This is a genomic window from Streptomyces sp. MMG1121, assembly GCF_001280015.1.
Classification (GTDB): domain Bacteria; phylum Actinomycetota; class Actinomycetes; order Streptomycetales; family Streptomycetaceae; genus Streptomyces.
The window spans coordinates 72,437-85,178 of sequence record NZ_LGDV01000251.1 but is presented as its reverse complement, the minus strand read 5'-3'; the positions used below and the strand labels follow the sequence as shown (position 1 = coordinate 85,178).

Below are 12,742 nucleotides of genomic sequence, written 5' to 3'. Positions count from 1 at the left end.
TCACCAGCCCGACGCGGTGTGGACGACGGCACGGGCCGCCGGGTCGCCCCAGGCGAGTTCCCGGAGCAGGGCCGCGGTGCCCTCGTCCGGGTCGATCAGCTCGACTCCGCGCCGGGCGTACGCGCGGCCGAGTTCCGCGCCGACCATGCCGGTGTGCGTGCCGGAGGGTGCCCAGGGCCCCCAGTGGACGGTCAGCGCACGGTGCCCGGTGCGGGCGGCCCAGTCCGTGCCGAGCGCTTCCAGGGCGTCGTTGGCGGCGGCGTAGTCGGCCTGGCCGCGGTTGCCGAGGACAGCGGCGATGCTGCCGAACAGCACGGTGAACGCGGGCGCGGCGGGCAGGTCGTCCAGGGCGGCGAACAGTGCGGCGGCCCCGGCCGTCTTCGTGCCGTAGACCCGTTGGAAGGACTCGGGGGTCTTGTCGGCGATCAGCCGGTCCTCGATCACTCCGGCGGCGAAGACGACACCGTCGAGGCGGCCGTGCTCGGCGTGGATCTCCTTGACCGCCTGGAGGACGGCCTCCCGCTCCCGGAAGTCGACCGAGCGGTAGCGGGCCTCGCTGCCCAGCGCGCCGAGTTCGGCGAGCGTGGCGGCGATCTCCCGCTGGGCGAGGATCAGTTCGGCGGCCCGGTTGATCTCGGCCGGCTGGGGCGCGTCGGGCCCGGCGGCGAGCGCCGCCCGCAGCTCGACGGGGGTGCGGGCGGCCTCGGTGCGCGGGTCGTCGGGTGCGGTGGGCGCCGGGGTGCGGCCCAGCAGCTCGATGCGGCACCGGCAGGCGCGGGCCAGCGTGGCCGCGAACCGGGCGGTGATGCCCCGGGCACCGCCGGCCAGCAGGACGACGGAGTCCCGGTCGAGGCCCAGGGCCGCGGCCTCGGCGGCACCGTCGTCGGCGGGTCCGGCGCCGGTGCCGCCGAGCAGGCCGAGGGGCGCGGGCACCAGGTCGAGTCCCTGGCGGACTCCGGCCGCCGTACGCAGCACGACGGGGGCCGGTTCCGGGGCGCGCAGCTCGGCGAGCAGGGCGTCGGCGACGGCCGCCGGGGTGGTGTCCGCCACGGCGACGACCCGGGTGAGGAGGTCGGGGTACTCGCGGCCGACGGTGCGGAACAGTCCGTCCAGACCGGCCGCCCGCACCGCTGCCGCGCGGTCGGCGGCCCGCACGGCGAGCAGCGAGCGCGGGCCGCACGCCAGTGCCGCCCGGAGCACCGGGAAGGCGTCCGGCAGCACCGGGAGGTCCGGGCCGGGCAACGCGCCCAGGTACAGCACACCGTCCACCGGGCCGTCGGCCTCGGTGAGGAGGTGGCCACGGTCGAGGAGTACGGCGTCGGCACCCTCCCGGGCGAGCCGCGCGGCGACTTGGGCAGCCGCGTCCTCGCCACCGCCCAGCAGGGCGAAGCGCCGGCCGGAGAGGTCGAGGCCGGCGGGGCCGGGCTCGGTCAGGGGTACGGGCCGCAGTTCACAGCGCCGGGGCGGTACGCCGGGGACCAGGGTGTGTTCCTGGGCCCGCTCGCCGTCGTACGACGCCTCCGCCCGCTCCTGGGCCGGCTCGCCCCTGCCTCCCTCGCCGGCCCGCGCCGTCAGCCATGCCGTCACCGCCGCGGCCGTACGCGCCTTGGCCAGCTCCTCCAGCTCGGCGTCGTCCAGGATCCCGGCGCCGCCCGCGATGCCGAGCCGTTTGGCGAGTTCGCCCGCTATCTCGGCGCGCTTGATGGAGTCGATACTGAGGTCCGCCTCCAGATCGAGGTCGGGCTCGATCATGTCGACGGGGTAGCCGGTGCGTTCGCTGATGATCTCCAGAACGACCCGCTCGACGTCGTCCACCGGATCGAGAGAGGCAGGATCCGTCAACTGAGGCTCACTGGGCGGAAGTTCACGCGTTCCCATCGGAACCGGAGCCTGAATCGGAACCGGTGCGGCGGCGACCGGCGGCGGCGCCGGTGTCGTACCCGGTGCGGCGCCGAAGTACGTGAGCAGCACATCGCGCTGGGCGGCGATCATCTCGCGGCTGGTGCGCAGGAATTCGGAGATCAGTGCGTCCCGGTCGGTGGGGGCGCCATGCGGCTGGTCGGTGGTCACGGTCGTCTCCACGACTCTTCGGGCCGGTGCGAGGGCACCGGGCAGGAGTGCTCCGTCGACGGTGCGGACGAGGTGCCCGTCCACCGTCCAGCCGGGCCGTTTCGGTGCCGGGACGCGCAGTGCGTCGACCGCGTCGCGACCCCGCAGCAGCCAGGCGGTGCGCACCGGCTGCCCGGCGACGGCGAGCCGGGCGAGCGCGTCGAGCCAGCCACGCAGACCGCTGTCGGCCGTCGGTTCGCAGGCGACCGTGCGGTGCGGGCGGTCGCCGAGGATCTGGCCCACGAGCCGGGTGAGCACGGTGCCGGGGCCCGCCTCGACGAAGAGCCGCGCGCCCGCCTCGTACATGGCCTCGATCTGGGCGGCGAAGGCGACCGGGGAGCCGATCTGGGCGGCGAGTTCGGCGCGCACCGCGCCGGGGTCGGCGGCGTAGGGCGCGGCCGTGCGGTTGGCCCAGACGGGGAACTCGGGCGCCCGTACGGTCTTGTCCGCGAGGACCTTGGCGAACCGCTCGCCCGCCGCCGCCACGACGGGGCTGTGGAAGGCGCAGGCCACGGGGATGCGCCGGGCGCCGAGTCCGGCCGCGCGCAGTAGCCGTACGGCCGTCTCGACGTCCGCCGTGGGTCCCGAAATGACGGTCTGTTGCGGCGAGTTGAGGTTGGCGACGACGACCGTCGCGGGGGCCTGCGCCGTGCCCAGGGTGCGTACGACGGTCTCGGCGGGGGCGCCGACGGCGGCCATGGTGCCGGGGTCGTCGCCGGCCGCCGCCAGGATCGCGCCGGCCCGTTCGCCGCTCAGCTCCAGCAGGGTCTCGGGGTCGAGGGCGCCGGCCGCGGCGAGGGCGACCAGTTCGCCGTAGCTGTGACCGGCGGCCTGGTCGGGGCGGACCCCCGCGAAGACGAGGAAGGCGTGGGCGGCGAGGCCCGCGATGCCGAGGGCGGGCTGTGCGGCCCGGGTGTCGGTGAGGGCGGCCCGCCGGCGTTCGCGGGCGGTGTCGTCGAAGGCGGCCGGCGGGTGGACGACGTCGGCGTGGGCGCGGCCGAGATGCAGATAGTGACGCAGCGCGGGGAGGGTGACCAGGAGGTCGGCGAGCATGCCGGCGCGCTGGCTGCCCTGGCCGGGGAAGAGGAAGGCGATCCGGCCCTCCACCGGGTCGGCGAGGTGGATCCCGGCGGCCGGATCGTGCTCCCCGGCGAGGACCCGCCGTAGCTGTCCGGTCAGTTCCCCGATGTCGCGGGCCACGACGGCGGCCCGTACCGGTTCGTGTGCCGTGTCGGCGCGGCGGGCGGCGGCGAGGGCGAGGTCCCGCAGGCGCCAGGGGCGGCCGTCGGCCTCGGCGGCCCCGAGGATCTCCTCGACCACCCGATGGGCCGCCGCCGTGTCCCGGCCCCGGAACAGCAGCAGCTCGCACGGCCAGGCGTCCAGGGCCTGCGCGGGCGGTACGGCGGGGGCGTGAGCGGCCAGTACGGCATGGAAGTTGGTGCCGCCGAAGCCGAACGCGCTGACTCCGGCGAGCCGTTGGGGCGCCGGTGCCGTCCAGGGGCGGGCACGGGTGTGGAAGACGAAGGGGCTGTCGTCCTGCGTCCAGGCCGGGTTGGGCCGCTCCAGGTGGAGGGTGGGCGGCGTGATCCCGGTGTACAGGGCGAGGGTGGCCTTGATCAGGCCGGCGAGTCCGGCGGCGCACTTGGTGTGCCCGATCTGCGACTTGACCGAGCCGAGGGCACAGCGCCCCGTGGTGGCACCCGACTCGGTGAACACCTCGCCGAGTACCGTGAGTTCGGTGCGGTCGCCGACGACCGTACCGGTGCCGTGCGCCTCGACGAGGCCGACGTCCGCCGGTGAGACACCGGCGTTGCGGTACGCCCGCTCCAGCGCGACGCGCTGGCCTTCGGGACGGGGCGCGGTCAGACCGCGGGAACGGCCGTCGCTGGCGGAGCCGATGCCCTTGACCACGCCGTAGATCCGGTCGCCGTCCCGTTCGGCGTCCGCGAGCCGTTTGAGGACCAGGCAGGCCACGCCCTCACCGAGGGCGATGCCGTCGGCCGAGGCGTCGAAGGCGCGGGAACGTCCGGTCGCGGAGAGCGCGTGGACGGAGGAGAACAGGACATAGTCGTTGATGCCGTTGTGCAGGTCGGCGCCCCCGCACAGCACGACGTCGCTGGTGCCGGAGACGAGTTCCTTGCACGCCACGTCGAGGGCGGCGAGGGAGGAGGCGCAGGCGGCGTCGACGGTGAAGTTGGCACCGCCGAGGTCCAGGCGGTTGGCGATCCGGCCGGAGACGACGTTGGCCAGCATGCCGGGGAAGGAGTCCTCGGTCAGCCGGGGCAGCTGCTCCTCGATCCCGGGCGGGACGTGGCCGTAGTACGAGGGGAGGACGGCGCGCAGGGTGACCGCGTTGGAGAGGTCGCTGCCGGCCTCGGCACCGAAGACCACGGAGGTCCGCGCGCGGTCGAACTCCCGCCCCTGATCACCGTATCCGGCGTCCTCCAGCGCGCGGCGGGCCGCTTCCAGGGACAGCAGCTGGACGGGTTCGATGCTGCCGAGTGAGGCGGGCGGGATGCCGTAGCGCAGCGGGTCGAAGGGGATGCGGGGCAGGAAGCCGCCCCACTTCGACGCCGTGCTGCCTGCGGTGTGGTGCACGGCGGGGTCCCAGCGGTCGGGCGGGACCTCGGTGACGCTGTCGCGCCCCGCGACCACGTTGGCCCAGAAGGCGGCGAGGTCGGGGGCCTCGGGGAACATGCAGGCCATGCCGACGATCGCGATGTCGAGCGGAGCGGGCGCCGCCGGCTCGGCCGCGGGCAGCGGGCCCGGGCGGGCGGCGGCCCTGTCCGTCAGGAAGTCCGCGGCACCGTCGGTGACCGAGCGGTGCAGCTCGGCCAGGCTGGTGGTGGCCGAGCGCAGGACGGCGACCTCGCCCGCCATGAACATCCCGTCGCTGAGCTGCCGTTCCTCGCCGACGGCCGCCAACGCACCGTCGACGGCCCGCTCCACCCCCTTGCTGGCGATGCGGAGCCGCCCCACATTGAGCCGTTCCAGCCCCTCCCAGATGTCACGGTCGTCCAGCCCCTGGGCCCGCAGCTCGGTTTCGCGCTCCCGGTAGTCGCCGGTGAAGGGGCTGGGCACGCAGCGGGTCGCGTGGCCGGGCGCCGTCTCCAGCAGGGCGGTCGCGCAGGCGGCGAGAACCTGCCGCTGGAAGAGCGGCCGGATGGCGCCGTGGGCGACGGCTTCCTCCGTGAACAGGTAGGCGGTGCCCATCAGGACACCGACGGCGACGCCCCGCGCGGTGAGCGGCGCGGCCAGGGCGGCCACCATCGCGGCCGACCGCTCGTCGTGGATCCCGCCCGCGAAGAAGACCTCGAGCTGTCGCCCCGCCCGTTCGTCGCGTTGCGCCAAATGGTCCTCGAGTACTGCCAGTTGAGCCTCCCACAGCGGGAAGGACGCGCGGGGCCCCACATGCCCGCCGCACTCGGACCCCTCGAACACGAACCTGCGGGCGCCCGCATCGAGGAACTGCCGCAGCAGCCCTGGCGAGGGCACATGCAGGAAGGTCCGGATCCCGGCCCGCTCCAGCGCCTCGGCCTGAGCGGGCCGCCCGCCCGCGATGATCGCGTGCGTGGGCCCCGACTCCCGTACGGCATCGAGCTGAGCATTCCTGATCTCCTCGGGTGCGAACCCGAGGACGCCCACCCCCCAGGGCCGCCCGTCCAGCACGGCCCGGGCCTCGGTCAGCATCGCCCGCGTCCGCTCCCCGTCGGCCAGGGCCAGCGCCAGAAACGGCAGCGCACCGTCCCCGGCGACAGCGGCGGCGAATCCCGCCCGGTCACTGACCCGCGTCATCGGCCCCTGCGCAACGGGCAGCCGAGTCCCGAGGGCCCGGCTCATGGCAGAGCCAGGGCGCAGGGCGGCTGCGGGCCGGGCATCGGCATCCACCACGTCACGCATCACCACGCGCCCGGCATCCGCCGCACCCTCCACCGGCGCCGCCCCGGCACCAGCCACCCCACACGACACTTCTGATCCGGCATCCACGACGCCGCGCGACACCCCCGATCCGGCATCCACGACGCCGCGCGACACCTCTGATCCCGCAGAAGCCACCACCCGGCAAGCCGCCGGCCCGGCGTCCGTCACCTCGCGGATCGCCGCCGACACCCCCCGCACCACTCCCCGTACGTCCCCCCACCGCTCGGCGAACCGGGCGGCGAGGAAGCCGTCCTGGCCCACCGGCAGCAGCTGGCCGCGCAGGTCTCTCGCGCCGAGCAGCGTCGCGACGGCCTCGGGGTCGTCGGCGGGCGGTTGCGGGGCGTCGGGGCCGCGGCGGCGCAGTACCCGGTGGCCGGCCAGCAGCACGGTCTCCGAGCCGTCCAGGGACCGCAGCGCCGCACGGACCGCCTCGGGGAGCCCCGACTCGGCCAGCAGGGCCAGTTGGCTGTCGAGGACGACCCCGGCCGCCCCGCCTGCCACGGCGGCCGCCGCCGTACGCGGTCCGATGCCGCCGCAGGCCCAGACCGGCACCTCGCTCAACTCCCGCTCCGACAAGAGCTGTTGCAGGAGGACGAAGGTGCTCAGTTCGCCCACCCGGCCGCCGCTCTCGCCACCCCGGGCGATCAGGCCCCGGGCGCCGCAGCGGACGGCCTCCCGAGCCTGCCCGAGATCCGTCACCTCCGCCAACACCCGCCACGAGGGCGGTAGTTCGGCCACGCTCCACGGTGCGTCCGGGGTGAGGAGCACCGTGTCGGGGGCGTCGGCGACGTCGGCCGGGGTCAGGGTGCAGCGACCGGTCACCCGTATCCCGAAGGGGCCCGGCGCGGCCCGGCTCAGCCGGGACAGTTCCTCACGGGCTCTTCGGTCGCCGGTGCCCAGATCGAGGATGCCGAGCCCGCCGGCGGCACTGGCGGCTGCGGCGAGCCCGGCGTCGGGCTCCCCGAACGGGGTGAGGCACAGGATCAGGTCGTGGGCGCGCACAGGGGAGGTCATGATGCTCCGGCACGGTCGGCGAGACAGCACGGTGGGGGGTGTGCGGCGGAACTCTCTGGTGCGAGGGCACCGGAACCTAGCGAGGTGTTACTCATGGGTCAATAACAGCGCGCCCTTTACCTGTCCGGAGACGCCGATTCGGCCAGGCGATCGAATTCCCCGCAAGCTGCGGGAAACGCGGCGAATTCCGTCATGGGCGAGGGCGCGGGACCGCCAGGCCCCACGCGCCACACCACCCCAACCCCGGCAAAGCGTCCGCCCGCTTCACCGGGCACTCACCCTCTCGCAACGCGCCGGGACATCCACTCGACATCTGTAAATTCCGGATGACTTCATGTCCGTGGCTCGAACACGGTTCAGCGGGTCGGCGGGCCGGCCCCGGACCCCGGCAGGTCAGCCGAGCAGTGCCCCCACCGCCGTCGGCGCGGCACCGACCGGGCCGGTGACCTGCCGGAGGACACCGCCCACCGCGTGCAACGCGTCGCCGGGCGACACGGGCCCGGTACGGCGCCGTTCACCGGTAGCAGCGACCTGGGCGATCCGCGGCTCGTTCCCGTCTCCCGACCGCCCTGGCTCCCCCGGCACCCCCGGCATCTCCGGCGTCCCCCGCCCATCGCCGGGGCCCTCCTGCGCCCCGGGCGAGCCACCCCCTTCGCCGTCCCCCTTCGGCCGACCCCACTGCTCAGCCCCCGGCGCACCAGGCACAGCACCCGGCACACCGGGCGCACCGCCCTCGTCCGGCACCCCCGCGGCACCAGCCGCCGCGCCCCCCGCAGCACCCGCACCCGGCTCCAGCCCCCACAGCTGCCCCGGCGAACCGTCCCGCCGCGCAAGCCCCACACTCATGGCCGATCCACCCGCACCCGGAGTCAGCGCGAGCGCCTCGTCCGAGCGGAGCAGGATCTCGCCGCGCACGGTGATGTCGTAGGCCACCTCCCCCGCGTGCACGAGGCAGTCGGCCAGCGCGACGTCCCTCGTCCCCGGGTCGGCGGCAAGGCACAGGGACGGGTCGACGGCGCTGCGCAGCAGACCGTCGTCCTGGTACGACCACTGCTGCGAGGCCCCCGACGAGCACGGCGCGAGCCGGACCCCCGTGCCCGCCGCGACCCGGATTCCCGCGCTCGCGGCGCTCCGGTCCTCGCCCACGTCCAGACAGCGTCCGGAGGCGAGTTCGCGCAGGCTGCCGCGGGCGATCTCGACGGGGTCGCCGGCCGCGGCGGCGGAGGGCGAGGTGGCGCGCCGGGCGCCGGTTCCGTTCGGGTGCGCGGTGTGGCCGGCGGGGGCGCCCCAGGTGGTGCCGGGCACCGGGACACCGTTGTCGTCGGACCAGCTTCTGGCCACGAGGACGGTGGCGAGCAGCGCGAGCGAGGTCAGTCCGACGCCCACCAGCACGGCCGTACGGTGGCGGCTCGCGGACCCGGTGCGGTGCCGGCCGCCGGCCTCCTCCCGCAGCGACTGCGGTGCGGGCGACCAGTTCCCGGCGGCGCCGCGCCCGGGGCGTGAGTCGAGATACCGGCGGGCCCCCCAGCCCAGCACCGTCTCGGCCAGCAGCAGCTCCAGACCGCCCTCGAACCGTCCGATGGTGTCGGCGGCGTGGCGGCAGTACGCGCAGGCCGTCAGATGCCGCCGCACATCCGGCAGCAGGACTCCGCCCCGGCGCATCGGGACGTCGAGCAGCCGGTTGTAGAAGCGGCATTCCTTGGACGGCGCGAGTTCTCTGTGGGCACGTACGCAACCCGTGCGGAATTGCTCGCGTGCCTGTTCCAGGGCGGTCGACGCGGTGGCCGGGTCGACCCCCAGCAGACCGGCGGGTATGTTTATGGGTTCGGCTTCCGCCTCGGTGTGCCACAGAAGGCATTGCGAAGCGCCGGGAAGGGCCCGGAATGCGCGCTCGGCGAGCAGTCTCCTTTCCGGCGTTCCGGGCTTTGTGGCGCGCAGTCCGCGACCTCCGGTGGGTTTGCGCAATTCCGGCAGAGTCGCACAGGTTCCGTCGTCCGCCGCCCAGGCGCGGACGGTGTCACGGACGGCGACGAGCAGGTGCGGGCGCAGCGCGCCGCCGACGGCCCCGCCCGCCATGCGGCCGAGGGCCTCGTGGAAGGCGGCGGTGGCCACGAGCGGGGCCGTGGGACCCGCGGAGGCCAGGCAGACGGCGGCGTAGTCGCGGGCGGCCCGCCAGTGCCGGGCCAACAGCAGGGCGACGGCGTGGTGGCGGGTGTCGCCCGGGCCGGTCAGCCGGGCGACGAGTTCGCGGTCGGACTCCCCGGTCGGAACCGGCAGAGGCGGGTAAGGCGGGCGTGGGGGGTGAGGGGACTGCACGGAACCATTTCCTTTCCAGCCGCGGCACCGCATGCGAAATGCGGTGCTGTCGGAAAGCAGTGCCTGATTGGTGCGTACCACCAGGGCCGGCCTCGGCGTTCGGCGCCGGCCTTTGCCCTTCCCGCGGGGAGGCTCACCTTCGCACATGCACAACACAGGAAACAAGAAGCTGGATTGACCCGACCTCAAAGTCGGCGAATTGCACGAGAGTTACCGCCGGTATCGCCTCTGCGACCCGTTCTCACGCACCCCAGGCCGGTTCTCGAACGTCCACAGCCGGTTCCCATGTTTCTCCGGGCGCACTCTCATCCACGTGTCCCAGCATGGGCCGCATGATCGCCCCCCACTCCACAGCGCCCCCCGTCCCGCCCCGCACGGTCCGCAAGGCCGTCGTACCGGCCGCGGGACTCGGCACCCGGTTTCTGCCCGCGACCAAGGCCACGCCGAAGGAGATGCTTCCGGTCGTCGACAAGCCGGCCATCCAGTACGTGGTCGAGGAGGCCGCCGCGGCCGGTCTCGACGACATCCTGATGGTCACGGGCCGGCACAAGCGGGCCATCGAGGACCACTTCGACAACGCCTTGGAACTGGAGCAGGCGCTGGCCGCCAAGGGCGACACCGTGCGCCTGGACGCCGTACGCGATCCCGCCCGGCTCGCCGACATCCACCACATCCGCCAGGGCGACCCGCTCGGCCTCGGCCACGCGGTGCTGTGCGCCCGTCACCACGTGGGCGACCAGCCCTTCGCGGTCCTGCTCGGCGACGATCTGATCGACGCCCGCGAGACCCTGCTGAGCCGCATGCTGGAGGTCCGCGAGCGGCACGCGGGCAGTGTGGTCGCGCTGATGGAGGTCGCTCCCGAACAGGCCCACCTCTACGGCTGCGCGGCGGTGGAGCCGACGGACGAGGACGGTGTCGTACGGGTCACCGGGCTGGTGGAGAAGCCGGCGCCCGGGACCGCGCCGAGCCGGTACGCGGTCATCGGCCGCTATGTCCTGGACCCGGCCGTGTTCGACGTCCTGGAGCGCACCCCGCCGGGCCGCGGCGGCGAGATCCAGCTGACCGACGCCCTCCAGGACCTCGCGGCGGGAGGCACCGTGCACGGGGTCGTCTTCGACGGGCTGCGCTACGACACCGGCGACAAGGCCGACTATCTGCGCACAGTGGTCCGCCTGGCCTGCGCCCGCCCGGACCTGGGGCCCGAATTCAGCCGCTGGCTCAGGGAGTTCGTGGCCGGTCTGGAGGACGACCGGACCGGCGACGGCGAGGCGTGGCGAGCCGCCTGACACCACCGGCGCACGACAGGAGGGGCCCGGGTCCGGGCCCCTCTCCGACATACCGCCGCGTATCGCAGTAGACCCCTGTGTAAAGGGTCAGTCCTGATGGTTGGGCCGCAGAGTCCAGACCACGGTCATCTCTCCGGTCACCGCGCCGTCCGCGCGCCGGATCTCGATCGTCACGGGGAACTCGGGGCGCTGACCCGCGTCCAGTTCGGCGACGACCTCGGCGGCCGGGCGCCCCAGGGTCGCGGTCGCGGTGACGGCGCCCATCGCCAGCTTCTTGTAGGCGATCTCGGCGCGGACGGCGAGCGGCACCGCACGCGAGAGCTGGTCCCCGAAGGCGGCCAGCACGATGGCCCCGCTGGCGGACTCCCCGAGCGTGAACATCGCGCCGGCGTGCGGCCCGCCCACGTGGTTGTGATAGGCACCCTGGTCCGGCAGGGACACCACGGCCCGGTCCCGGTTCGTCTCCAGGAACTCCAGGTTCAGGGTCCGGGCCATGGGCACGGTGGCGGCGAGCATCTCGCCGATCGACATCTGGTCTGCGCTCATGGACCTCATGTTACTCACGGGTAGCGGAGACTGACCAGCACGGATCCACCGCCGGCCGCCCTTCGCAACGACCCTGACGACGGCCGGTGACCGAATCGTGTCTCTGGCGGCACTAGGGTTACTGGCCATGTGGCCAGATCAGCAGCCGCCAGGGGGCGCGCCAAACCCGCAGCAGAACCCGCAGCAGAACCCGTATCAGCAGCCGGGGCAGCCGGGGCAGCCGCAGCCGGGTTACCAGCAGCCGGGTTACCAACAACCGGGTCAGCAGCAGCCGAATCCGTACCAGCAGCCGGGATACCAGCAGTATCCGCAGCCCGGCCAGTACGGTCAGCAGCCGCAGTGGGGGCAGCCGCAGCCGCCCACCGTGCCGATTCCGCAGCCGCCGCAGGGCGGTGGCGGCCGTACGAAACTGATCGCGATCATCGCGGCGGGCGCGGTCGTGGTCGCCGCCGGCGTGACCGGATTCCTGGTCCTCGGCAAGGACGACAACAAGAAGGACGACACGGCCGCCAAGGGCGGCGGGCACACCAGCCAGTCGCCGACGGCACAGCCCACGCCGACCTCGTCGGTGACCGACGACCCGCGCGGCATCAGCACGGAGAAGCCGACCGTCGCCGGCTGGAAGGTCGTGGTGAACGCCAAGTGGGGCATCGCCTACGACGTCCCCGCGGACTGGTCGGTGCAGTCCCCCACGCTCGAGGTCGGGTTCACGGACGACAAGGGCGACGGCACCAAGCCGCTCATCCTGATGTCGGGCACCGCCGAGGACCAGCCCAAGTGGTGCAGTTCGGACGATGACAAGGACGGCCGCGTCGACAACACCCCGCTGGCGGTCGTGGGTTCCAAGGGAGCCAGCGGAGCCAAGGACGCGAACCAGATCGCGGTGAACACACCGGCCTGGTGGGTCTACGGCGGCTACACCCAGCCCGACAAGAAGAGCATCACCTACGACAAGACGGCCAAGCAGTTCAAGACGGCCTCGGGCATCACCGGCAGCTACGCCTGGGCCCGGTCGCACAACAGCCCGAAGAAGGGCAAGTCGAAGTGCGCCAGTGACGGAAAGGCCATCACGTTCGGCTTCAAGAACTCCCAGGACGACTTCGTGTCCTTCAACTTCTACGGCGCCACGGGCGTCGCGGGAGAGGTTCCGGACGCGACCGTCATGAAGATCCTGAGCACGGTCCGTCTCCACGGGGACCCGACAGGGTCATGACGCGGATCGCCCCCTGAGGAGGATCGTTCTGCCGAGCCGCCCCGGCAGACCCGTCTGGGCGGGCGCACCTACTCGCCGCTGACCGCGGCGGCCGTCGTGACCGGCCTCGGGGCGAACGGTTCGCTCATCGCCGCCGCGTTGGCCGTGCTGGACGCGGGCGACGACTGCGGGGACGTGGGACCGGCGGCGGCCGCGCGCACGCTGCCGCTGGTGAGGCTCCTGCTCATCGGCGACGCCCTCGCCGACCGGCGCTGGGCGGCACCGGGCAGGCGTTCTTCGGCCCGGCCGTGGAGGGCATGCTGAAGTCCTCGGTGGAGGGCGAGCGGGGGGCGGGCGT

Annotated in this window: 6 protein-coding genes; 3 read left to right on the top strand and 3 right to left on the bottom strand. The window is 74.0% G+C overall.

Annotation, left to right across the window (positions count from 1 at the left end; translation table 11 throughout):
- Together ADK64_RS38835 and ADK64_RS38830 are read right to left on the bottom strand one after the other, a co-directional pair.
- The gene (locus tag ADK64_RS38835) at positions 1–7,044 is read right to left on the bottom strand and encodes a type I polyketide synthase (RefSeq protein ID WP_053666817.1); all 7,044 of its coding nucleotides are present in this window, start codon (positions 7,042–7,044) and stop codon (positions 1–3) included.
- Between the two features lie 393 nt (positions 7,045–7,437).
- Positions 7,438–9,360: an RICIN domain-containing protein gene (locus tag ADK64_RS38830; RefSeq protein ID WP_234384901.1), complete on the bottom strand. Its 1,923-nt coding sequence runs from the start codon at positions 9,358–9,360 to the stop codon at positions 7,438–7,440.
- A gap of 332 nt (positions 9,361–9,692) precedes the next feature.
- On the opposite strand from ADK64_RS38830, the gene galU reads away from it, so the two are divergent.
- A complete protein-coding gene (gene galU / locus ADK64_RS38825) occupies positions 9,693–10,646 on the top strand; it encodes a UTP--glucose-1-phosphate uridylyltransferase GalU (RefSeq protein WP_053667133.1) in 954 nt (317 codons plus the stop codon).
- Positions 10,647–10,733: 87 nt separating this feature from the next.
- Here the strand turns inward: galU and ADK64_RS38820 are convergent, their stop codons facing one another.
- Positions 10,734–11,192 (bottom strand): DUF4442 domain-containing protein, encoded by a 459-nt coding sequence (locus ADK64_RS38820; protein ID WP_199829835.1) that lies wholly within the window; start codon positions 11,190–11,192, stop codon positions 10,734–10,736.
- A 127-nt stretch (positions 11,193–11,319) separates the two neighbouring features.
- Between ADK64_RS38820 and ADK64_RS38815 the strand changes: the two genes are divergently transcribed.
- Together ADK64_RS38815 and ADK64_RS49395 are read left to right on the top strand one after the other, a co-directional pair.
- Positions 11,320–12,405, top strand: a complete 1,086-nt coding sequence (locus ADK64_RS38815) for a hypothetical protein (protein ID WP_053666815.1) — start codon at positions 11,320–11,322, stop codon at positions 12,403–12,405.
- Positions 12,406–12,501: 96 nt separating this feature from the next.
- Complete coding sequence (locus tag ADK64_RS49395) at positions 12,502–12,708, top strand: hypothetical protein (RefSeq protein ID WP_063790026.1); 207 nt, start codon at positions 12,502–12,504, stop codon at positions 12,706–12,708.
- The last annotated feature ends 34 nt before the right edge of the window (positions 12,709–12,742 follow it).